We start from the raw sequence: 25,987 nt of genomic DNA, 5'->3' as shown, positions 1-25,987 counted from the left end.
CGAAGGTATACAAAAAAGCGGAGTTATGTTATACTTCTCCCTACCTCACGAAGAAAACCAAAATATTGCTCACGTACGCAATTATTAGGAATACACATTCTTAAACGATCGCCTCGAGTACCACACATCGTAAGCAAACCGTAATAATAAAGTAGACTACGGAAATTATCTATATCCGTTACCCGTTCGGCAGGAAAGGATGTATGTAAGTCCACCAAGATCTCTCCTTTTGCCGCGATTTCCTCGATGGTACCCATACGATTTTCCTCCTGTACAGAGTCACGATCAATACGTGCCAGCATCTTCAGCTTACTATAGTCCGTTCGGATATTCTTATCGGCCATTTCTACCGGGGAACAATGAAAATCAACTTGCCAACGTAAATAATACAAAGTCATATCACAGTTAAAAATCCGATCGTCACCCAAGCTCTCTCTTGCGAAACAGTAATTATCATACCAAGGCTTCATTTCCGTAATCATAGCCTCAGCATCCCCTTTGAGCATATCGTTCTGCTGATAATAACGGAACATCTCACGAACATCCGTTTCATCAAAACCCATCATGACATTAAAACGAGGATCTACCGAGATATTCCAGTCTATATTATATCCACTCGACAAATCATCCAGCGTCACAGGGCTTACCCCCATCATGAATATACGGTCAAACATTCCCTTGAATTGTTTGAAATACTCCCGGTAGAAACCACTGGCGTGAGTCAAGTCATGAAACATTCGCTGCCCATGCTCACTCAATATCACATTGGTAAAGTTGTCGTACTCATCTATAATGAGATACAGGGGATATCCCTTTTCCTTCGCTTTTACCTCTATGTAAGCCAGCTTAGACTTCGCGCTTTCTATATGCTCGACGGTCTCCTTAAAATCAGCGTCATAATAAGCTGCGTACACATGCGCGAACTGATTAATGATTAAGCCACAATAGTCATTGAAGCTTGTCATCAGGTCCGCTCCCGGCATCGAACAGCCCGCTTTAGAGAAATCGAAATAAAGTACCTGATACTTATTCCTTTCACCGGTTGGATGCGTACCAATCCAGAGATCTCCAAAATATGCATCAAAATCATCCTGACGCAATATATCATAATACGTACGCATCATGCTAAGGAATACGCTCTTGCCAAACCGTCTCGGACGGATCAAGAAAAGATAGCTAGGCATCTTCTCGATAAGCGGAAGGTACATCGTTTTATCCACGAAATAGAAATTACCATTCCTTATTCGATTGAAATCTGATATTCCGTAAGGGATTCCTTTCACTTGACTCATACTGAAAATATTTTGTTGTTTGGCAAAGTTAAGGCATTTTATGGAACAAGCATTATAATATAATGAAAGATGATACATCTTATCGCTGCAACATGATACATCTTGTTATTGTAAGATGATACATCTTATAGGGAAAAGACGCATCATCTTTCATGGGGATAAATTTGGTAGGGTCCCATACGCCAGTCCCTCTGCAAAAAGCCTCAAAAGCCCCCCTAATAATCGATAAAAAAGCAACGTCTGTTTGGGGCAGTAGAACCTCAGTGGGGATAGGCGTATGAGTTAGCTATACCCACCCTTTTGATCAAGGAGAATTTCATCCGTATCGGCACAAGCGATAAGCACTAGTGCCTAGGACCTGCACAAGTAGTCCTTACGGCCCACGCCGGTAGTCGCGCATAAAAAAGGTTGTGCCAGTGTTTTGGCACAACCTTCTGCTCTTGTCTCTTTTATTTTCCAATGGATCTTCGGATTCATAGAATCCAAATACATCAGATTATACAAAACGAGCTAGACAAAGTATAAGCATACCTCATCTAGCTCCGAAAAATCCTTATTTGAACGCAGGATAACCCGGGTTCTGAGTCAATTTATCGTTAGATTGATAAGCATCTTGAGATATAGGGAACAATTTCAAATAAGCATCTGTCTTTCTCACACAATTTGAAGCAGCCCACATACCTTTGTCATAGACCCCGAAACGGATATCATCCTGACGGTTGTGCATCTCCCAAGACAATTCGAGTCGACGCTCAAGAAGGATATCATCCAGCGTAACAGTAGCGTAATTGTGATTGGAATCACCAAACGCACGTTCACGGACTTGATTAACCAAGCTTGTGGCCTCAGACGCACTACCACCACTACGAAGCAATGCCTCTGCTTTCATTAAAAGAACATCCGCATAACGGAACACATGGAAGTCATTACCCATAGCGTCTGTCAAAGTCGTTGAGTACGGCCATTTTTGGCAACGTGCGCCATCGTGCTGATTTACCGCTCCCCAAGTTGTTCCATCATATTCCGTACCAGCCAACATAGTAACATCGATCGTATGGTTCAACAAGAAACCATGGTCTGTCTCAATAGGCTCACCGGTCGAGGCATTATACATCTGGCCGATCAAGAATGTAGCTTCCTTACGAGGATCGTCATCAGAGAACAATTTAACATATTCCGGCTGCGCACAAACACCATTCCAAGCAGAAACACCGTTAGAAAGAGCCAACTGATCTTTGTAGTGCAACGTACGGTTCATCAATTGCCAACGATTATCCTTATCCGTATCCGTCTCTGAGAACGGAGCGGCCAAGATCGCCTCACGAGAACTCTCGTTCGTCAAGGAGAAGTTTGCCTTAAAGTCCGGCTCTAATATATAACCCATCGCCATCACCTTGTCGCAACACTCTGCGGCCATCTGGTAAGCATTGTTACAACTTACACCCCAAGCTTCCGCATTCAAATATAATTTAGCCAACAACGTATAAGCTGCACCTTTCGTAAACTTAGCATAACCATTTTCACGACCCGGACAAGTTTCCGCAATCTCTGTCACTTCTTTAATCAACCAATCAAACACGGCCTGGCGAGGTTGGCAAGCCGGAAGTTCCTTATCCGCATAATCAGTAACCAATGGAATATTGCCCCAATCGTCCATCATCTTGTAAATCCAAAAAGCACGGATACCTCGGATTTCAGATGTATATAGAGACATCTGTTCGTCCGATAAGAAATCAGAAGATTCCACTACCTTCAAGTTGGCATTACAAGTACCGATAGCCTCAGAAGCCGTAGACCATGCTCCCTTGATCACAGAAGTCTGCGAAGTCCATGTGTGCATGTAGATCTCACGATACTGACCACCATCATACCAGTCGCCACCCTTACGGGTAGGAGTAACAGCATCAGATCCCGACATCACATCCAGCGCAATAAAATTTCCATCCGCAGGATAATTCTTCAATGTCTTATACACGGTCCCTACCAACACACTGATCTCCGAATCAGTATAACCGAATGAATCCGCAGGGACATTATCGTATACCGTTTCATCCAAGTTCGTACACGCTGGCATAGAAAAAAGGAGAGCCGTGCCAGTCAAGAACGATATTATATTTCTTTTTTTCATAACGAATGCATTTAAAATTAGAATGATAAGTTAACACCAAATGTAAATGAACGAGCCTTCGGCATATAGTTACGCGGTTCGATACCCGGTGACAGACCGGCATCCGTATCGCTAGCCTCGCCACGGAAGAGTTCCACTTCCGGATCCAAACCGGAATAGCTTGTGATTACGAACAAGTTCTGAGCAGCTACATAAATACGGGCTTTGTCTAGCCAATCAATCTTCTTCGTATTGAATGTATAACCAATAGACATATTATCCAAACGGGCGAAAGAGGCATTCTCCAAATAATATGAGCTTACACGTGAATTCTCTCTCAGTAACATCAAGTCATCACCTTTCATAGCGTTAGCTCCGGCTACATAGGTATTATTACCATAAGCGGCACGCGGGTTGTTCAACAACTTGCCACCGATCTGCCCACGTAAGAAGAAGCTGGCATCCCAATTCTTCCAAGTGAAGGTATTGTTCCATCCAAATGTCAAATCCGGCTGGGAATCACCTACGTATGTACGGTCATCGTCCGAGATTTGTCCATCCTTATTGACATCTTCCATAATAAACTTACCGTTTTCATCAATGCCGTTACATTTCAACATAAAGAACTGACCGACCGGATAGCCTTCCTCTACCACATGAGAAGTCACGCCGGAAGCGCCGCGGATCCACGGATCACCTACATAAACACGGCTTGTTGAAAACAGGTCGTTAGACAACTTCGTGATCTCATTCTTATTGTGAGACAAATTAATAGAAGTATTCCAGTTAAAGCTCTTATTTCGGATCACGTCTAAGTTCAACATGACCTCGATACCCTTATTGCTCATATCACCAACGTTGGCAGCGATCTTTTTATACACATACGTTGGAGTCGGTACAGCATAGTCATAAAGCATATCGGAAGTCTTCTTACTATAATATTCTACCGTACCGCCCAAGCGACCGTTAAATAACTGGAAGTCTACACCAATATTAAACATAGCAGTTGATTCCCACTTCAAATCCGGGTTCGGGTTCTGCGTGATACGGAAAGAGGTAGATGTACCACCACCGTTATAATAAGTACCATACGGCTGATATAACTCCAAGCTCTTATAAGGCTTCAAACCATCTTGATTACCTGTCACACCATAACCAGCACGCAACTTCAAGTCGTTCAACCAACTGATATCCTGCATAAAGGCCTCTTGAGAAATACCCCAAGCAGCAGATACAGACGGGAACCATCCCCATTTATGATTAGCACCGAACTTAGAAGAACCATCACGACGCATCGTAGCGGTGATCATATATCGCTCATCGTAGCTATAGTGCGCACGAGCAAAGAAAGAGATCAATTTATAGTCATTCTTGCTGGAAGTCACATTACCGATCTTCAAATCGTTACCAGCTTGGATAGAGTTGGCACCCATAGATGCTACAGAGAACTGTGTTGCCAAAGATTCTTGCGACTGATAACCGTTGGTTTCCCAAGAATAACCCAGCAAAGCGTTCAGTTTATGTTTTTCCTCCGCACCGAAAGACTTGTTATAGTCGGCCGTCCATTCCATCAACTCACGATCCCATACGAAGTTACGTCTCTTGGCATAGCCATTCGAGCTATCACCCAAAGAGTTTCCAGCACCACCACCTAACGCATTGTCGGGGCTTTCCCATTGGCTATAATCGCTAGTATAACGACTCTTATATAAGTTCGCCTTTACGTTCAGGCCCTCAATTACTTCAAACTGCACATCGCCTTGTCCATAGAAATAATTATTTTTGAATAATTTGTAGTTTTCATCTTGGGCTTTCACCATGTTACCTTGGTTATAAGCGTTGTCGTTACCCGTAAAATAAGAGCCATCCTCATTGTAAATCGGAACGACCGGAACATTATTGTAAGCAGCGATGAAATAGTCGGCAAACGTAGCTTGCATATCTGTCAAGGTAGCAGCTCCCGTCAAACCAATACGCAAACGATCATTGATTGCTCGTTGCTGGAATTGGAAGCGGAAACTGTGACGCTTCATCCAGTTATCGCGAGCGATACCCTTACGGTCTAAGTAAGTATAAGACGCACGATAGTTACTTTTGGAAGAACCTCCAGACAATGACAAGGCATGATTCTGAGAAATACCCGTACGTAATAAAGCACCGAACCAATCAGTATCAGCGTTATATTTGTCATATTGCGAGATGTCACTACCCAATTGTTTGTTCACATCACGCCATTCGGAAGCATTCAGCATATCCGGTTTGTTAGCAACCTTATCCATTGTCACATAACCATCATAATTAATCTGAGTCTTAGCTCCCGAACCTCTCTTGGTCGTAATCAAGATAACACCACCTGCGGCACGAGAACCATAGATAGCAGCAGAAGAGGCATCCTTCAATACGGAAATAGACTCGATATCTGAAGGAGAAACCGTAGACATATCACCACCGGGAACACCATCGATAACGATCATAGGACCTTGATCGTTTTGCAAGGTAGAAGTACCACGCAAACGAATCTGAGAGCTACGAGTCACATCACCAGAGCCAGAAGTAATCTGCAAACCAGCCACTTTACCTTGTAGCAAATCTGAAGCATCACGATTAACACCCTTGTTGAAGTTTTCCTCGGAGACATTGGCTACAGATCCGGTAATCTCCTTACGAGTCTGCGTACCATAACCGATCGCAACAACCTCACCCAAATTTACTACGGATGGAGCTAATTTAACGTCCACTTTGTTACGTCCTTTAACACCTTCTTCCAAAGTGTTATAACCAATAAAAGAGAATTGAAGAACGGCTTTTTTCAAGTCGTTAAGCGTTAGAGTGTAATTACCGTCAATATCGGTAATCGTACCATTGGTAGTCCCCTTTTCTACAATGTTCGCACCGATGATGGGCTCACCTTGTTCATCTAGAACTTTTCCTTTAACAGCGCCAGATTGGGCAAAAGCCGCTGTCATGCAAAAAGACATCAACACTGAAAGTATCACTACCTTACAGCGTCTGAAAGAATCAAATGTTTTCTTTCGTTGCATAATTACTTAATTTTTAGGTTAACAATCATTGAATTCACAAACACAATTGAGAATTTTCGAGGCAAATATAATAACTTTTTTAAAATTAAACCATGATAATGTAAAAAAACATTACATAAAACCATCCATACTTTGTTTTGATGATTGATTTATTTCACTCTATTGTGTAATACTCATATGGTACCTGATATACCTAGATGCTACCATGCTTGATTTTTTATTACGGAAAAATATTGAATATGTTTGATATTAACAAAGTATACGTAGCATGATTCTAAACCATGGTACTAGATGAACTTGGTGAACCCATCATCGGTGCGAACATCGTAGAAAAGGGAACTACCAATGGTACTATCACTGACATGGACGGTAACTACAGCCTTACCGTAAATGATTTAAAAAAGGCTGTTCTTCAAGCATCCTTTATTGGTTATAACACGATCGAAGAGAGTGTTAAAGGACGTAGCACGGTAGAGATTAAGTTATCTCCATCCGTAGTAAACTTAGGAGAGGTCGTGGCGATCGGTTACGGTACGCAGACCCGTAGGGAGATCACAGGATCCGTGGCGAACGTATCCGAAGAAAGTTTTAACAAAGGTATCACACGTGACGCTTCCGACTTGTTGCAAGGCAAGGTAGCTGGTTTGACGATCACTTCCGGCTCCGGTGATGTGACGCGTGGATCTACGATGCGTTTGCGTGGTACATCCACGTTGCAGAACGACCAAGGTCCGTTAATCGTTATCGATGGTATTCCCGGTGGTGATATGTCGACGGTAGCTCCTTCCGATATCGAGTCTATCTCCGTCTTGAAAGATGCCTCCTCCGCCGCTATCTACGGCTCTCGTGCCGCTGGTGGTGTAGTATTGATTACGACCAAGAGAGGTTCTGGCTCCAAGACACAAATCAGCTATGATGGTTATGTTGCCTTTGATCAGATGGCCAATAAGCCCGATTTAATGAATGCGGACGAATGGAGAGGTTACGCAAATAGCAAAGGTCTAGACTATAGCGTATACGACCAATATGGTGCCGACACAGATTGGTTTGATGAACTGACTCGTACCGGAGTTTCTCAGAACCATTCAATCTCTTTGTCTGGTGGTGGTTCTAAGAACAACTATCGTGCGTCCTATACCTATTTGGATCGAAATGGTATCATGCGCGATAACGATATGCAACGCCATAGCTTCCGCTTCCAGTTCCAGCAGCGTGCGATCAATGACCGTTTGCGTATTGGTTTGGCTGGATCTGCTACCTTGACAGACTCACATGTTCCGAATGGTGACAACTTCGTGTTGGCATACAGCATGTTGCCTGTTTACCCAGTTTATAACGCTGATGGTTCTTACTTCACGAAAGTTAATGCGGAGTATGACCAAGGTAATCCTGTTCAAAACCAAAATCTGAACGAGCGAAAAAACAGCAACGTTTATTTTTATGGTGCCGGTGATATCCAATTTGAGATTATCAACGGATTGAACATCAAGGCAAATTTATATAAGAGCCGTTTCTCTAATGAGTATAGCCGCTATGACGACTCTCGTACGACGGTCGGACAGGGTAATAATGGCTTTGCGCAAAAACGTAATCGGGCATGGGATCGTAACTTGATGGAGTGGACTTTGGACTACAATAAGTCTTTTGGTGCGGACGAAAAACATAAATTGAATGCGATTCTCGGTTACTCTTGGGAGGATAACACATATTCTTATTTCTTCGCTCAAAACCGCAACTTTTTGATCAACGATTTGTCATATAACGCTTTGCAATCCGGAGCCGGATTAAAGACAGGCGACGTTGAGTCTGGTAAGAACTACTACAAATTGATCTCTATGTTCGCCCGCGCTCACTATAGCTATGACGAGCGTTATATGATTACGGCTACCGTCCGTCGAGATGGTTCCTCTAAGTTCGGTGCGAATCATAAATGGGGTACGTTCCCCTCTGTTTCCGCAGCTTGGGGTATCTCACAAGAGGCATTCATGCAAGACGTAAACTGGATCAATGACTTGAAGTTACGTGCGGGCTACGGTGTTACCGGTAACCAAGATGGTTTACAGCCGTATAAGAGCATGGAGCTTTATGGCATGTCCGGTATCTATTATGACAATGGTAATTGGGCTACATCTTATAAGATTTCCCAGAATGCCAACCCGGATTTGAAATGGGAGTCTACGGCTATGTTAAACATCGGTTTAGATTTCTCTTTGTTCAATGGCCGTTTAGGTGGTACAATCGAATGGTATGACAAACGTACATCAGACATGCTTTATACTTACAAGGTTCCGACTCCTCCGTATGTTTACGACCGTATGCAAGCCAATGTAGGTGATATGAAAAATACAGGTATCGAGGTTTTGTTAAACTTAGATGTGATCCGTAACAAGACATTCAACTGGAATATGTCATTGAACTTGTCCCACAATAAGAATGAAATCACGAAGTTGTCAAGCGATCTTTATACGACAGACCGTATTTATACAGGCGATCCATGGATCCGTGGTGCTTCTGGCGTAACTTCTCACGTAGTAGAGGAAGGCCGTCCCGTAGGACAATTCTTCATGCTGGAATGTACGGGTATCAAGGACGGAAAATATATCATTACGGATTTGAACGGTGATGGTGAGATCTCGGACGATGACCGCACATACGTAGGAGACGCACAACCAGACTTGACATTTGGATGGCAAAATAATTTCACTTGGAAGAACTGGGATTTCAGCTTCTTCTTCCGTGGAATGATCGGCAACAAGGTATTGAACAACCCGCGTGCGGCTTATGCGAATAATACGTACTTGATCGGTACAAACGCATTAGATGATGAATTGACTTATACGATGAAAGAATCTTCTCGCGTATGTTCTTATTATTTGGAGAATGGTTCGTTCATCCGTTTGGATAACTTGGCCTTAGGTTACACCTTCGATACGAAGAAGATTAATTGGTTGGATAAAGCTCGTCTTTATTTCGCCGCTCAGAACTTATTCGTAATTACTGGATACAAAGGTTTAGACCCAGAGGTTGAATTGTTCCGTGGTGAATCTTCCGATACGGATGCTGGTTTGTCTCCGGGTATTGAGCCTCGTCAATTCTTCCCGAAGGCACGTACCTTCACATTGGGTGTTAATTTAACTTTCTAAATTAAATCGTTATTAATTATGAATAAAAAATCAATTATATCATTATTTACTGGTGCTGCACTAATGTTTTCCATGCCCTCCTGTACGGATTTGGATGAAACGGTGTATGATAAGATTCCAGCAGAAAACTTCGGTAAAACCGATGGTGAAATCAATTCGATCATTGGCCCTGCATACAATACATTTAAAAGATATTTCTCTGACGCATGTATTGCTTTATCGGAATGCTCAGGAGATATGGCGGTCGTACCTACCCGTAAAGGTGGTGACTGGTATGATGGTGGTCAGTATCGTGAGTTACACATGCACGCATGGACTGCGAATACCTCAGCCGTGAAAAACGCATGGTCAAGATCTACGGAAGCGATCTCTGCTTGTAACTTAATTTACGAGACTATTAGTACTTCCGCATTGGAAGAATCCGCAAAAGCTAGAGCGTTAGCGGAAATCCGCGGTGTACGTGCGTTCTGGATTTATTACCTGATGGATAATTGGGGAAATGTTCCATTGAGTATAGATTACAATGACACAGAACTGCCCACTTGCAAAACAAGGAAGGAAGTTTATGATTGGTTGGTTAAAGAGGTAAACGAGATCAAGGACTTGCTTCGTGAAGATGTTTCTGACGCTAGTTATGGAAAATTCACGAAAGGTGCCGCTTATACCTTATTGGCAAAGTTGTACCTAAACGCAGAGGCTTGGGGCGTAGACTCTCCTCGATATAAAGAGGCCGCTGACGCTTGTGATGTCGTGATGGGGCTTCCTTATATATTAGAGGCTAACTGGAAAACAAATTTCCAAGTAAATAACCAACAATCAAGAGAAGCTATCTTGGCTTGCTGCTTTAGTGCGAACGATACGGAATGGCAAAATCAATTACATTACCGTACTTTGCACTATAAAGATAATATACCTCTTGGAGCTACTTTCAGCGCATGGAACGGTATTTGCGCACAGCCGGATTATGTATTGCTATTCGACAAGGAAGATCCTCGCTATGAAGGCTCTTTCTTAGTAGGTCCAAGTATCGACCCTGCTACTGGGAAAGTGTTGATCACGGCACACGACCGTCCTTTGATACACACTCCGGAAGTTACAGTTATCCCCGGAACGGAACGTGATGGTACGATTTGGGGTGACGTGAACCAAGAAGACGGCGCTCGTTGTAACAAATGGACTTTCGATAAGTCCTTAACTAATGCGATGGAGAATGATTTCCATATCTTCCGTCTGGCTGATGTATATTTGATGAAAGCAGAGTGTTTGATACGCACAGGAGGCAACAATGCGGAGGCTACACGTTTGGTCAATGCGGTCCGCGAACGTGCTTACGGTAACTCTAACCACAATTACGCATCCGTAGATCTAGAAAAGATCGCCTTAGAACGTAAGTTCGAGTTGGCATGGGAATGCCACGCACGTCAAGACAATATTCGCTTTGGAACTTTCCAAAACGCTCGTTGGCTGAAATCTGAAACGAAAGGGAAAGACTACATGAATATCTTCCCGATCTCTCAAGACGCATGGCAAACGAACCAGAACTTAAAACAGAACCCGGGTTATCCCGCATTCTAAAATATTCTATGGGCTAGATGAGACTTTTTAGGTTTCGTCTAGCCCTTTTTGTATAATCTTAAAATAATACGAACATGAAGAAGTATTTGATTTTACTTGCGATGTTACTCGTCGCCGTTGCGAACTATGCGGAAAAGCCCGCTAATTATGTGGAAGCCTCCCAAGAAGCGTATAGAGCTTCTGACCCTCTGATGCTAGAAGGATATTTTACAGGTGATACTTTCTCCGGGCAGATTGAGTTGATGACCGCAAACCAGATTCCCGGATACAATACACCCACAAGGCTTACAATTGTCGTAAGTAATCCCGTATTATCTTCCTATAATTGGTCTGTCTCCGGTAATGGTATATCATCTTATATCTCTGATAGCCATTTATGTGAAATATTCTTCAAGACAGGAGGATCACGTGGCTGTACGGTTACTCTATCAGGTCCTCTTGCGTCTACCGGTCAACAGGTGACAAAGGTTTTCGGATTCTATTGATGTTGAAAGTGAAGACATTCTTAGAAAGTAATGCCCCGTCACCAACTTATTCGTAAGTCTGTGACGGGGCGTTGCTTGTTTTGTATCTTCTATTATTCTATTGGATATTTGTCAATACCATAGACCTTTTTTATATGAGGATCAATGTAGTAGATTCTTTGCCTCTTCTTGTCCCCCGATCTTGAATATTGCGCTCTTACCTACTAGGCGTTTGAAAGAATGAACGTGTGCCCAAATGCTTATGGGCATTAGGGGAGCGTTACAGTATGTCCGATACCCTATCTGTCAGGAACTACCGCTCCATCCTCTCCTTCTCCTTTATCAACCCATTCCGATACGCATAAAGCAGTTTCTCCAAGTCCTTGATCTGGCTTTGAAGATCCGCACCCTTATCCGTATCTTTCACCATCTGGCGATGGGAGCTTAATTCTACCACGATCGTAGTGGATTTGATATCCAAGCCTTCCTCGATCGCTTTCGCCCGGGATTCGAAGGGTTCGTGTTGCACAAGCTGGAAACCACGGGAGTGATATACTAATGTATAGCCCGCGATACCGGTTTCCAAATGATACGGACGGGAGAAACCGCCATCGATTACCAACATCTTGCCATTCGCCTTGATGGGATTCTCACCTTGATTGGAACGGACAGGGACATGTCCGTTGATGATATGCCGATGCATACCGGTCACCCCAAACTCATCCAATATCCTATCACAAATTTCCTCTTGCTCTCGTAACGTATAATAAGCGCCTTTTTCCTCCTTATGAGTCTCGGCCTCTTCGATAAAGGCACGCTCGAAAGTAGCCATCTTGCTTTTATCGAATAACGGAGAGTCCTTGCCGCCCCAAAGATACCAGATATAATCATGCGCATATTCCACTTCTTCCTGCTCCCCGGTCTTGAAATAAGCCGTACGGATCAGTTGGTCTACACGGTCCAACAAAGCACGGCCCTTATAATCCTGCCCCAAGATACGTACTGACTTAAACGTCCCATCCGGATTCATCGGGATAGAGGCATGAAACAGTAAATTGGAATTACAAACCTGATACATTCCCCCATGCCGGAAGAAACAACGCATATGCTTTTTCATCTTCTCGCTGCTCTCAAAAGAATGCAAGATCTTTCGGATCAAATCCTCCTCCTCAATAGAAAGACGATACGGATCTTTCGGGTCTAAAGTAGGCCAGTTAGTATCTTTAAGCGTATAATCCTTTCCATCGATATGAACCACTCCCCGCTTCAGATCGATATGGTGCAACAACATCCGGTCATCCATCTCAAACTCCGGACGGCGGCGGATGATCTCACCCTCCAGCTTGAACTGGATGATGGTGATCGCCTTGTGCATCTGGGCGATCAAACGGGTGGTCTTCTCATCCATTGCATTATCGGCGAACTTTGTTTTCGGCATGAATAACGCACAAGGGTCATCCCCGTACGCCTCCATCGCGAAAGTGGCCAACGGCAAAAGATTGATGCCATATCCATCCTCTAAGGTAGCCATATTACCAAAGCGTAAACACATACGAATCACGTTGGCGATACTTACCAAATTACCGGAAGCGGCTCCCATCCATAAGATATCATGATTACCCCATTGAACATCGAAATTATGGTAATCGCAAAGGATATCCATGATCAGATGAGCGCCCGGACCCCGATCGTAAATATCGCCGATGATATGTAACAGGTCGATTGTCAACCGTTGGATCAAGTTACACATAGCGATAATGAAATCGTCCGCACGTCCCGTGGAGATGATCGTACAAATAATCTGATCCACATAAGCGGATTTATTCGGCTCTACGGAAGACTCGTGCAATAACTCCTGAATAATATAGGAGAACTCCTTGGGTAAAGCCTTACGTACTTTCGAACGGGTGTATTTGGAGGACACGTTCCGGCAAACACGTACCAATTGATTCAAGGTCACTTGATACCAATCTTCCAGATCTTGCTCTTGGCTCTTAATCAGTTCCAGCTTATCCTCCGGATAATAAATCAAGGAACAAAGCTCCTTCTTCTCGGATTCCCGGAGCGTATTACTGAAAATCTCGTTCACCTTGCGCTTTACGGCACCGGAAGCGTTTCTCAGCACATGGCTAAAGGCTTGATCCTCGCCATGTAAATCACTCAAGAAGTGCTCCGTACCCTTCGGTAGGTTCAAGATCGCCTCCAGATTAATGATCTCCGTACTGGCATCCGCGATCGTCGGGAAACTCCGTGCCAACAATTGCAAATACCGTAAATCATTTTGTACAGATTCGGCTATAATATCTTTTGTCATCTTATCTCTTATTTATACGCGAATATAAATAGATCCGGTCATTTAAACCGAACCTGCTCCGGTTTATTTTTCTCGGCTACTTGCTGGATCTCATAGGGGCTGACCTCTACGGCGCCTTTCGTCAATTCCGGAATATTGTAGGAATACAACTGATAGTCATACTTATCCGGATCTTCTTGAGGCAATAAGAACGGTTTCGAAGGCTTACCATCTTTCCCTATATAACAAATATAAGGTAAAGTATATAAACCGTTATCCCGGCGGCTACTAAATACGACCCAATCACTATTACTACTCCAAGAATGATAGCTATCCGTATCCGGGCTATTCAACGCAGACATATCCATCGCTGTCCGATTCTCCAAATCCATCATCCGGATCTCCGCATCCGGGTGCCAAATAGGGAACTGCCCATAAGCGGTTTCCGTGTACATCAGGAAACGCCCATCGGGAGAGATACGGGGAAATGTATAGCTCAAGCTATCCGCATGTACCAACGTATCGATCGGGAAGCTGATCTCGCCACGATCCGGATCGAACGCGACACGGCAGAGATTATAACGTACCTTATCATAATTCTCCGGCATCTTCTGGGCCGGGGCCGTACAGAAATAAAGCCATTTACCATCCGGAGAGAACGCGGGGAAAGTCTCGAATGCATCTTTTGTGATCAATGAGGCTTTCGAAAGGATTTCTTTGTTTTTCACGTCATACACCACCACATCGGACTCCAAGTCGAACACTTCCATCTTTTTCTCTTTCACGGAATGGAAAAACTGTTTGATATCATTTACCGATGTGGTGATATAGCGCCCGGAAGGATGCCAGAAAGGATACGTCATATTACTGATCGTCCCATTCGTTTTCGTATTCAATTTACTGATTTTCTTGTCTTGGACAATATAAGTTCCCCCATTCGCCGCACGCATATGGAACATCATCTGCCCCGGATCTCCCATACAGAACGAATGGCAGTTCATACAATTATAGCCGGTCATATCGTTACGGATAATCGGCTGTTCGTCAAACGACTCCAAATTCCGCTGATAAATACCCACAATATGCCATTTCTCGTATCCCGGCTCTATCAAACGGTATACTAAATGAGAGTCGATCGCTTGATCACTGATATAGACAGAGAATGGTGCCCATTTAGTCCACTCATCACCTATCTTCGTGGCGATCGTAACAAAAAAGGCTTTTCCACGGTTCGCACGTGTCAAGCGAATCCAATCCTTCATCTTAAAACGGATCGTATTTGTCCCATGATATTCAAATACTTCCGACTCACTACCTTCTATTTTCGCATAGCATTCATCCGCTGGTACATTTATCCGGAAATTCAACGGAGCTATATTATAAGGTATAGTCGTCCCTTTATAATCCGGAAAAATAGGAGGCGGGGACATACGTTCGTTCGTGACATTCGTAATGCCTTCCGGATGCAAGGACCAAAAGCCTAAATATACGACTATAGTGAGAACTTGTATTATTAGATATCCGATCACAAAATTTCGGACGATCTTTCTTTTCTTTGTATTATCCATGTATTATTGTCGTTTAGGAGTCGGGATAAATTGAGCGTAATAATAATAGGTATCACCAAACTGTTGCTTCAAGGCTGCCGGCGGCATAGAGCGTGCCACTTTCATGAATTGCAGGAAGCGATTCTGCACCTCCTGACTGATCGGGAAGCTCCGGAACGCCTCCGGATCTTTCTGTACGGCCGCGAAGAACAAGCAAATAGCTTCTTGATAAAGCACCGGGAATGCCTCACCCCGTTCTTTCATCAATTCCATATAATGCATAAAAGTCATCAAATCCTTATAAACCAAAAGATATCCCATCCCATATTCGAAAGCCGGACGGTTATCGGCATGATCGTCGATCAAAAAAGCCAATGCGTTCGGAAAGATCAAGGTCAGGTCCAAAGGATTATCGGTAATCGGAAGCATCGCCCGTTTTGCCGCTATCCAATCTTCCGACGCACAAGCCACGGAGTCCAATAATGGACGTTGAGCGGTTGCCCAATCCCGGTAATGCGGGTTCGATTCCAGTATCTTGATATATTTTTCCGCCGCACGATATTCGCCGGTTACCAGATAAGTCTCCACCAAACGCTTCATCAAACGAGGTTGCACGCAACGTTGTGAACTTAATACCCCCACAAAGGCGAAACGTTGGGCGGCGTTCACTTGCCCGACTTGCCAAGCCACCTCACTCGCCTCGATCAATCCCATCCGGCTTTTCGGATCGTGCGGAATAAAACCACCCTCACCGATCTGGGGGAAACGCATCAAATCGGAAGTAAAACGTCCGGTTTTAGACAAAGCCAAGTTCAGATAAATTAAGGCATCCATATCCCGGACCGAATGCGCACGAGCATGTGAGACAATCTTCTGCCATTCTCCCAGCCGTGCATAGTAATCATACCGATAGGCCTGCTCCATCGGGTCTTTCTTATAGAGAATCCCGGCGACCATCGCTATCAAAAGAAAAACGTAAGAAACGATTCGTTTCCAAGATTCCTTACGGATAAAAACCCGGTTCCTTACATAATAAAGAATTAAAACGATCAAAGGATACAAAAGCCCGATATATCCTAAAGAATTAGGTATCGGATATTCGGGATGGCATAGATGTTTGCTGAAGAACGCTTCCCGCATCGGAAGAATATAAACCGTACGCATGGCGATCAACGGTAGCAAACCTCCCCAAGCGATAGCGATAATGGCTACTCCAAAACGAGCCTTATCCTCTTTAGCACAACACTCATAAACCGCGATCAATAAGGCCAACAATAAATTAGCGGGTGCCGCAAAAAAAATAAGAGCCCCCCAAAAACAAGAAGCCAAAGAGATAACGAAGCCAATCAATCTTGATTGAAGTATACAAATACGCAAGAACCTGCACGAAAGCGAGCATCGTCAACAAGGCGATTGACTCCTGCGGATAGATCCAAATTAAAAAAGAGGGAAGAATAGCCGCCAACATAGAGGCACGCACCCCACAAGCTTTTAAGTAAAGGAAAAAACAGCCGGAGATCAGTCCTAATAATAAAGCGATCACTACCGAAGCCCCATAAGGATGGATAAACGCAAGCGATAAGAACTCAGTCACATATTCATTCAATCCACCCGGTTCGGCCAATCGGTCTTGGAAATAACTACCGGTAGTCTGAAACATCATATACTGCTCCAGAAAACGATACCAATACCGAAAATTCAACTCTATGAATAGGAAACTACCTATAATAAAAAGGAATAGTATAATGGTATTATTGTTAACAAATAGTCTATTCTTCATTCTCCAACTGTTTTTCGGATCGTAAAGATAGAAAGTATATAGAAGACGGCAAAAGAAAAAGTTTAATTATTATATTGAACACGGAATACACGAAACACACGGACTGATACTATATACCTCAGTGTATCGCTGTGTGTTCCGTGTGTTCCGTGTTCAATCCTGTACTTACATCTGCTGCTCGCCGCCGCCAGAGCCGCCGCTCTTCACATCATCGTTATTGATACCGCGTTTTACTTTCTTGATAGCATCTTTCAAGGTACCGAAACGATAGGATACGCTAACTTGTAACATGCGCATCGTTCGGTAATTGGTCTCACGGCGGAAGAACGTATCGTCTGAAGAAGTGTTTTCCATCTTCATTCGTTTCCAGAACGGGTTCTGGAAAGACAACTGAACCGAGAGCTTTTTCTTCAAGAAATCCTTATTTACGGAGATTCCCGTAAAATAGAATGGAGAACGTTTACCCTGCAACTGAATCCAAGGAGAGAAATATCCTCCATGCAAGTTCAAGCGAAAATCCATCGGGAAATTAAACTGCGTACCGGCGAATATACGTCCGCTGAAACCACTGTTCGCCATATCATTCATATCGCTCTTCAAATCCGTATAATCCACACCTCCATTCATATAAATACGGAACAAAGGAACCGGGTTCCAATTTGCGTATACGAACAAGCCCGTAGATTGTTTCTTTCCTATATTACCATAAGTAGTCTGGAAAATACCCGGGTTCTTCGGATCGATAAAGGTATATTGCTCGATCGAATTATTCACGAACGTATAAGTAGCGCTCGCGTTAATGCTGAATTTCTGGGCGAACATACTATAGTTCAAGTTAATATTATTACTTTTCTCAGAGTCCAGATTCGGGTTACCGAAGGATATATTCTGCGGATCCGCATTGTTTACATAAGGATTCAAATACCAGATACCCGGACGCTGGATACGCATATTATATCCCAAGCGAAGCTGTTGCGCCATGCTCAGTTGATAAGAGATCGTAGCGTTTGGCACCACGTCGAAATAATGGGTGTCAAAATTCATATCGGGAGCCATCTCGTATTTCACATCCAAAGAAGTTCCTTCCGCACGGACACCCGCTTTCACGCCAAACTTATCAAACTTCATCGAATAGCCCAGATAAGCGGAATAGATATGTTGGGTATGACGGAAATGGCTATCCTTGGAAGTAACATCTTCCCATATATTCAGCGAATCGTTGAAAGCGGTACGATCTGTATTACTCCGGCTCTGGCGGAATATGTATTTCGCGCCAACCTCCAAGGTCTGGTCCTTCCATGTAGGAGTCGTATAATCCACCTGTCCGGTGTGCTCATTCGTAGAAGCCTTATTGATATTATTTTGCGGATAGCCGAGCCAAGGATTGTAATTCACGACATTCTCTAATTCCGTATAATCCTTACTATCATTCGGAGAATGGCTGAAACGGTAAGAGACCGTCAGCAACTCATCTTTCTTATGGGTAGAGTGCTGGTAATCCACGTTCACGTCCGTAGAACCAAATGTCTCTGTCGTTTCCGAGTTACGGTTATAACTGTAGACCGGATTATGATTGATATCCTGCATATTCACGTTATACTCCGAGAAACTTTTCATCTCGCCACGGAATAAGTTCGCGCCAACGGTCAATAGATTCAAAGAGTCGATCTCATAACTTCCCTCCAAATAACCGAATTGGAACGGTCCACGGCTCTTTCTACGTCCATTTTGTGTCAAGAAGTGTTCCCCGTCATTTTGCAAATCTTCCCGTACGGAGTTAGCGTCATTCCATGGGTCCCGCTCCCGATTATAGTTATAGTTGGCGGTAAGTCCTAATTTTCCGGCTTTTAGAGATACATAACCACCACCGCCTACACGCCCCAACGAACTACCGTTCACACGAACCGTACCAGTATATCCTTGTAGAGCATTTTTCGTTGTAATGATATTAATAATACCACCGATACCCTCGGCGTCATACTTAGCGCCCGGGTCTGTGATCACCTCTATGTTTTTCACGGAATTGGCCGGCATACTCTTTAATACCTCAGCAGGATTATTACTCAACAGGTTAGAAGGTTTACCATTCATGTAGATCTTGAAGTTCGTGGAACCTTTCAATTGGATTTGGTCATCTCCATCCACGGTTACCATCGGCACTTTGCGCAACATATCCAACGTATTGTTGGTCTGTGCCTCGGGGTCATCTTCCAAGCTATAGGTAAGTTTATCGATCTCAGCCTTCACCAAAGGTTTCTGCGCCGTAACCGTCACTTCCCCCAGCCGCTGGTTATCCTCCTGCATATATAACTTACCCAAATCCAAGTTCCTCTGTTTATCCGAGATCGTAAATGTTTTCTCGGCAGGAGCTTTTCCTATCGATTGCATAGAGATGATGTATTTGCCGGCACTGCTTAAAGGTGTCTGAAACTTACCATCCACATCACACGCTAAAAGCTTGACCGGCTTATCGGGGGTTTTCGCTAAAGCAATTCTCAACGTCGCATAGGGTACGGACTCGTTACTCAGCGAATCTAACACCTGTCCCTTAATTGAATAGGAACCGGTTTTATCAGCCTGCGCATACAGAGGAAGCGCAAGGAACAGTACCCAAAATAAGGCAAACAATTTTTCTTTCATACGTTCATCATCTATTACATAATACTATACTTATCTCTCAACTTTTTGTACTAAATCACACTGTTTACGATTGATTCGTACAAATAAAGACATTAATATACGTTCGTAAGCATTTTTTCCTCACAAAAAGTCTGAAAAAACTTTATTTTCATACAAAGACGAGCTTTGATACCGATAAGTTGCATATTTCCTCATCTATATCCTTTATGAACCGCTCTCCAAAGCCTTTACATCATCGTTCTTTATACCACGTTTCACCTTCTTGATAGCGTCTTTCAAATTACCGAAACGATAGGAGATGCCTATACCAAATGTACGCGTCGGAGAATAGCTGATATCTTGCCTATGGAAAGTATCGTCGTAGATCGTAGCCTCCATTTTCCTGCGTTTCCAAAACATATCGTAAAAATAGAGGGATACGGACAGTTTCTTCTTCAAAAAATTCCTGCTCACATAGACTGTAGCGAAATTCAACGGCGAACGCCTCCCTTGCAGCTGTATCGCCGAAGAGATAAAGCCTCCATTCAGATTCAACCGGATATCGAGTGGTAAGTTAAACTGAGCCCCGGCGAAGACACGCCCGCTAAAGCCACTGTTCGCCATGTCATTCTTTTCGCTCCTCAAATCCGTATAGCTCAAGCTTCCATTCAAGTTAACGCGGAACAGGGGGATCGGATTCCAACTACCGTAAACAAAAAGGCCGGTAGTCTGCCTCTTCCCGATATTCCCGTAAGTAGTCCGGAAAATTCCTGGATCCGCCGGATCGATAAACGTATACCGCTCGATTGAGTTATCTATAAATGTATAAGAGATACTTGTATTGAAACTGAACTTTTGGGCGAATATACTATAATTCAGGTTCACACCGTTACTCTTCTCCGAATCCAAGTTCGGGTTACCATAAGAGATGTTCTGCGGATCCGCATTGCTCACATACGGATTCAGGTACCAGATACCCGGTCGTTGGATACGCATATTATATCCCAGACGAAGCTGCTGGCTCATACTAAGCTGGTACGATACGACAGCGCTTGGCACCACGTCGAAGTAATCGTTCCCGAAATTCATATCCGGTGCCAGCTCATACCTCACTTTCAAGGAAGTCCCTTCTGCCCGCGCACCAGCTTTCACCCCGAATTTCCCAAATTTCATCGTATATCCCAGATAGGCGGAATAGATCTGTTGCGAATGATCGAAATGGCTATCTGCGGGAGTCGCCTCCTCCCACATTTGCGATGTCTGGTTGAAGGCCTTACGATCCGTATTACTCCGGCTCTGACGGTAGATATACTTTATGCCCGCCTCCAAGCTCTGATCTTTCCAAGTAGGTGTAGTATAGTCAAACTGCCCGGTATGCTCGTTCGTCGATGCCTTATTGATATTATTTTGCGGATAGCCCAACCACGGCTCGTAGTTACGAATATCCGTCAACTCCGTATAATCCTCGTTATCGTTCGGGGAACGACTGAAACGGTACGAGAGAGTGAGTAGTTCGTCTTTCTTGCGCGTGGAACGCTGATAATCCACATTCATGTCAGCTGAGCCGGACTTGCGGCTCGATTCCGAATTACGATTATAACTATAAACGGGGTTCCGGTCGGCATCCAGCATCTTCACCGCATATTCCAAGACGCTCCTCGTGGTTCCGAGGTACAGACCAATCCCTACAGTCAATAAGTTCAACGAATCGATCTCATAACTACCTTCCAGATTCCCGAAATGATAAGGGGCTCTCGATTTACTACGTCCCACCTGATTCAGATAATGTTCTTCCTTATTATTCAGATCCTCACGCATGGAAGAAGCATCGTTCCAAGGCGTATTGTCACGGTCACAGTTGTAATTGGCAGACAATCCGAACTTGCCGGCTTTCAGCGACAGGTAGCCGCTCCCGAAGATACGCCCATTGGTGATGGTGTTCAAACTTACCGATCCCGTATAACCCTGCAAGGTGTTTTTCACCATGATGATATTGATAATCCCCCCAATTCCCTCGGCATCATACTTCACACCCGGCTCCGTGATAACCTCGATGTTCTTCACCGAGCTTGCCGGCATGCTTTTCAACACTACCGACGGATTATTGCTTAACAAATTCGATGGCTTACCGTTCATGTAAACCTTAAAATTTGAAGACCCCTTCAACTCAATCTTATCCTCACCGTCCACGGTAACCATCGGGACCTTACGAAGCATTTCAAGCGTATTATTGGTCTGTGCCTCAGGATCATCCTCCAGACAGTAAATGATCCTGTCGATCTCTGCTTTCACCAAAGGTTTCTGCGCCGTGACCGTAACCTCTTCCAAACGCAGGTTATTATCCTGCATAAACAGCACGCCGAGATCCATGACTTTCCGTTCATCCGAAAGGGTGAATACCTTCTCTGCCGGAGCCTTCCCGATAGATTGCATAACGATAATATACGTTCCGATGTTATTCAGCGGAGTCTGGAACTTCCCATCTATATCACACGCCAACAGCTTGATTGGCTTCTCCGGTGTACTTGCCAAAGCGATTCTCAATGTGGCATACGGTACGGATTCATTTGTCAGTGAATCCAGCACCTGGCCTTTAACCGTAAAAGAACCGGCTTTATCCATTTGCGCATACAGCGGAAGCGCAAGGAACAGTACCATAAATAAGGTTAACAACTTTTCTCCCATACATGCGTCACTTATTACAAAACACAATATATTCCACTCATAACACTGCGTTTACGATTTATTCGTACAAATAAAAACATTATAAACATTCGTTGGCTATTATTTCTCACAAAAAGTCTAAAAAAAGAAATATATCATTATTTTTGTACATCTAATTTTCTAAATAACAACATTATGAGAACTATTTTTTGTGTATTAGCCACTTTGATGTTAGGTCTAGCCGGTATGCAGGCCCAGAGTTTAAAAGCCATTAAGTTGAATGCCCCCGACAAGACCCGAGGCGCTTCGGTGATGAAAGCCTTGGCCAATCGTCACTCTGAACGTGAGTTCGCCAACAAGAAGCTCAGCCAGCAAGACCTTTCTGATTTGATGTGGGCCGCTATCGGTATCAACCGGGAGGATGGAAAACGTACCGCCGCTTCCGCCTTGAACAAGCAAGACATAGATGTCTATGTACTTATGGAAGAGGGCGCTTATTTGTATGATCCAAAGGCCCACCAACTAAACCCGGTAGCGGAAGGTGACCATCGTCCGTTAATCGGTGGCAAGCAAACCTCCGTGAACTCTGCCCCTGTTTGCCTGTTGATGGTTTCTGATATTTCTAAGTTCGGCAACGTGGGCACACCGCAAATGCGCGAGCGCTTTGGAGCGTTAGACGCAGGATTGGTCTCTCAAAACATCGCCTTGTTCTGTTCCGGATGTGGTTTGGTTACGGTTCCCCGAGGTAGCATGGAGGCTGATGCTTTGAAAAAAGTGTTGAAGCTATCCGACTCCCAAATCCCAATGATTAATCATCCCGTGGGTTACGCGAAATAATAGGATTATACACGTAGGCTCACGAGAATAATCTTGTGGGCTTACGAGGATTCCTCACCGTGTTGCTGGGTGAAAAAGTGAGCATCATTGAATTACTCGAGAGCAAAGGTAATCAACTCACCGCCGACGATAAGTTCAACAAGGTAGACATCAAGGCCAGAAACCATATATTTACGTCCTTAAGAATACGGTCTTACAACACAACTTAGGGGCGTAAATATACAAGCCAAGCGATCAAGGCCAGCAGAACGAATATGATCACCAAGATCGTATTCCCCCACCGGATCAAAAAAGAAGGCATCTCGCCGATCATGTTGCGGACTTTCTCGCTACGCAACTCGATACGGTCTTGATCCGATTCCGCTTTTTTCTTCATCTCATTGTATGTTGACATATCCTTAACTCCCCAACTCTAATTGATTCTTCACTAAATTATAATAAGCACCCTTGCGATCGATCAGCACGTCGTGGGTGCCTACCTCCACGATACGGCCCTTGTCAAGAACGACTATTTGATCGGCGTTGCGTACGGTACTTAATCGATGGGCGACGATTATGACTGTCTTACCCCGGTAAAAGTCCGTCAAATTCTCTACTATAGCACGTTCATTATTCGCATCCAACGAATTCGTCGCCTCATCGAAAAAGAGATAAGAAGGGTTCTTATAAACCGCACGGGCTATTAAGATCCGTTGACGCTGGCCTTGGCTTACGCCTTGACCATCCGAACCGATAACCGTATTATATTTCAAGGGGAGACGATCGATAAACTCCTCTATATTCGCGATACGGGCCGCCAACAACAAACGGACCTTGTCTATCTCACCGTCATCAACCGCTATATTGCGGGCGATGGACTCGGAGAACAGATAACCGTCCTGCATCACAGCACCGCACTGGTCGCGCCACCACGACAAGCTAAAGGAACGCAGGTCATTGCCTCCCACACGGATATCCCCCACGACCGGGTTATAATAGCCCAGCAATAATTTGATCAACGTAGTCTTACCACTGCCACTCGTACCCACGATCGCCGTGATCTTCCCGCTTGGGATACGGAGGCTCACTTGGTCCAGCACCTTCGGGGAATGGATGCCCTCATACTGGAACGTCACGTTACGGATCTCCACATCCCGGTTATTCCCGTTAAAGCCCGTTATCATGCGCTCTTCCGTCTCCTCCTCCTCCCGGTCGCGGATCTCGCTCATCCGTTCCAGACTAATCTTCACGTCTTGCCAACTATAAAGAAACTGCACGAACTGTTCCACCGGAGCGTTCAACTGCCCGATAATATACTGTATAGCCAACATCATACCCAACGACAGGCTCCCCCCGATCACAGCCGTAGCGGCAATCACCGTAATCACGATATTCTTTACCTCATTAATCAAGATACTGCCGGCCTCCTGACTCTGTTGCAGCCGCATCGATTCGATGTTCGTCCGGAACAAGTCCGCTTGTATATCCTCCCATTCCCAACGGCGGCGGCGCTCACAATGCTGGAGCTTGATCTCCTGCATGCCGTTCAGCATCTGCATCGTCTTCGACTGGTTTCGGGCCCGCTGCTCAAAATAGGTATAATCCAGCAACCGGCGTTTCTTCAAGAAAAGCGTCACCCATATCGCATATAAGGCGCTACCTAGCACGAATATGCCAAATATCAATCGGTTATAATAAAGCAATACCCCCCCAAACACGATGAAACTGAAAGCGGAGAAGAGCACCGTCAATGTCTGCGCCGTGAGAAAACGTTCCACCCGTTCATGGTCGTGGATACGCTGCAACAAGTCTCCCGTCATTTTCGTATCGAAAAACGACATGGGCAAACGCATCAACTTAATCAAGAAATCGGAGAGCAAGGAGATATTCACCCGAGCGCTAATATGCAATAAGATCCAACGGCGGATAAAGTCCACGGAGGCACGGCTCAGCACCAGCATCAATTGTCCCACCAAGATCAGATAGATCAAATTCAAATTCTTTCCGGCTATCCCTTTATCCACAATCGCTTGCGTAAGAAACGGGAAGATCAATTGCAAGACGCTGCCTAGCGCCAGTCCGAGCAACAATTGGATAAAGAAACGTTTATAGGGTTTCATGTATCCCCACAAGAAACGGAAAGGATCTTTCCCCGTATGCCGTTCATCTTTCCGTTCGTAAAATGCGGGAGTCGGCTGCAAGGCCATCAATATCCCTTTTTCCTCCCCTCTCGAACGGGTACTGATCCACGCATTACGAAACTCATCCTCATTGATCCGTAATAGATTCTTGCCGGGATCGGCAATATAGAAAACATATTCACCATCCCGTTTCTTTTTAGCGTCATAGAGTACGACGAAGTGATCCTGGTTCCAATGGAGGATACAGGGGAAAGGGCGTTGATCCACCATCTTCCCCAGGGTCATTCGTCCACATATCGTACGGAATCCTATATACTCGGCGGCATCAACCATACCCAACAAGGAAACTCCTTCTCGAGAGACAACGCAAAGCTTTTGCATCGTCTCGGCGGAATACTCCTTGCCGTGGAACTTGGCGATCATACGAAGGCAAGTGGCACCGCATTCCATGGAGTCTGGTTGTTTGATATGAGGGAATTTGTTCATTTTTTTATTCACATCTTAT

The 25,987-nt window shown here is 44.4% G+C and carries 12 protein-coding genes and 2 pseudogenes; 4 read left to right on the top strand and 10 right to left on the bottom strand.

What is annotated here, in order from left to right; translation table 11 throughout:
• Positions 1–44 precede the first annotated feature (44 nt).
• The 3 genes and pseudogenes from DWY79_RS06055 to DWY79_RS06045 all read right to left on the bottom strand — a co-directional run.
• Positions 45–1,292: pseudogene (locus DWY79_RS06055) on the bottom strand (AAA family ATPase); the annotation flags it as partial.
• 553 nt (positions 1,293–1,845) lie between these two features.
• On the bottom strand, positions 1,846–3,420 hold the full coding sequence (locus tag DWY79_RS06050; RefSeq protein WP_048928124.1) for a RagB/SusD family nutrient uptake outer membrane protein: 1,575 nt from the start codon (positions 3,418–3,420) through the stop codon (positions 1,846–1,848).
• 17 nt (positions 3,421–3,437) lie between these two features.
• The gene (locus DWY79_RS06045; protein WP_008777904.1) at positions 3,438–6,440 is read right to left on the bottom strand and encodes a TonB-dependent receptor; all 3,003 of its coding nucleotides are present in this window, start codon (positions 6,438–6,440) and stop codon (positions 3,438–3,440) included.
• 281 nt (positions 6,441–6,721) lie between these two features.
• Between DWY79_RS06045 and DWY79_RS06040 the strand changes: the two genes are divergently transcribed.
• The 3 genes from DWY79_RS06040 (at position 6,722) to DWY79_RS06030 (ending at position 11,643) form a co-directional block, all read left to right on the top strand.
• Positions 6,722–9,583: a TonB-dependent receptor gene (locus DWY79_RS06040; RefSeq protein WP_122369018.1), complete on the top strand. Its 2,862-nt coding sequence runs from the start codon at positions 6,722–6,724 to the stop codon at positions 9,581–9,583.
• 18 nt (positions 9,584–9,601) lie between these two features.
• Positions 9,602–11,158, top strand: a complete 1,557-nt coding sequence (locus DWY79_RS06035; RefSeq protein WP_005867840.1) for a RagB/SusD family nutrient uptake outer membrane protein — start codon at positions 9,602–9,604, stop codon at positions 11,156–11,158.
• A gap of 74 nt (positions 11,159–11,232) precedes the next feature.
• The gene (locus tag DWY79_RS06030) at positions 11,233–11,643 is read left to right on the top strand and encodes a hypothetical protein (RefSeq protein WP_005867839.1); all 411 of its coding nucleotides are present in this window, start codon (positions 11,233–11,235) and stop codon (positions 11,641–11,643) included.
• A gap of 292 nt (positions 11,644–11,935) precedes the next feature.
• On the opposite strand, the gene DWY79_RS06025 is transcribed toward DWY79_RS06030, so the two are convergent.
• The 5 genes and pseudogenes from DWY79_RS06025 to DWY79_RS06005 all read right to left on the bottom strand — a co-directional run bounded on the left by DWY79_RS06025 (position 11,936) and on the right by DWY79_RS06005 (position 22,546).
• Positions 11,936–13,936, bottom strand: coding sequence for a fructose-1,6-bisphosphatase (locus DWY79_RS06025; protein WP_008772677.1), 2,001 nt, complete (start codon positions 13,934–13,936; stop codon positions 11,936–11,938).
• Positions 13,937–13,974: 38 nt separating this feature from the next.
• A complete protein-coding gene (locus DWY79_RS06020) occupies positions 13,975–15,483 on the bottom strand; it encodes a PD40 domain-containing protein (RefSeq protein WP_034531564.1) in 1,509 nt (502 codons plus the stop codon).
• A 3-nt stretch (positions 15,484–15,486) separates the two neighbouring features.
• A pseudogene (locus tag DWY79_RS06015) lies at positions 15,487–17,242 on the bottom strand (DUF6057 family protein).
• A gap of 165 nt (positions 17,243–17,407) precedes the next feature.
• Positions 17,408–19,882 carry an outer membrane beta-barrel family protein gene (locus tag DWY79_RS06010; protein WP_122144024.1) on the bottom strand — a complete coding sequence of 825 codons (2,475 nt, stop codon included), beginning with the start codon at positions 19,880–19,882 and terminating at the stop codon, positions 17,408–17,410.
• Between the two features lie 204 nt (positions 19,883–20,086).
• Entirely contained in the window at positions 20,087–22,546 is a 2,460-nt protein-coding gene (locus DWY79_RS06005) for an outer membrane beta-barrel family protein (RefSeq protein ID WP_122144025.1), read from the bottom strand.
• Positions 22,547–22,720: 174 nt separating this feature from the next.
• Between DWY79_RS06005 and DWY79_RS06000 the strand changes: the two genes are divergently transcribed.
• Positions 22,721–23,362, top strand: a complete 642-nt coding sequence (locus DWY79_RS06000; protein ID WP_122144026.1) for a SagB/ThcOx family dehydrogenase — start codon at positions 22,721–22,723, stop codon at positions 23,360–23,362.
• Positions 23,363–23,567: 205 nt separating this feature from the next.
• On the opposite strand, the gene DWY79_RS05995 is transcribed toward DWY79_RS06000, so the two are convergent.
• Complete coding sequence (locus tag DWY79_RS05995) at positions 23,568–23,756, bottom strand: hypothetical protein (protein WP_122369017.1); 189 nt, start codon at positions 23,754–23,756, stop codon at positions 23,568–23,570.
• Positions 23,757–23,760: 4 nt separating this feature from the next.
• Positions 23,761–25,968 (bottom strand): peptidase domain-containing ABC transporter, encoded by a 2,208-nt coding sequence (locus DWY79_RS05990; protein WP_122144028.1) that lies wholly within the window; start codon positions 25,966–25,968, stop codon positions 23,761–23,763.
• Between the last annotated feature and the right edge of the window lie 19 nt (positions 25,969–25,987).

It is taken from the genome of Parabacteroides sp. AF27-14, from assembly GCF_003635425.1.
Lineage (GTDB): Bacteria > Bacteroidota > Bacteroidia > Bacteroidales > Tannerellaceae > Parabacteroides > Parabacteroides distasonis.
Note: the sequence above shows the minus strand (reverse complement) of the source record. Positions and strands in the feature narration are given on the sequence as shown.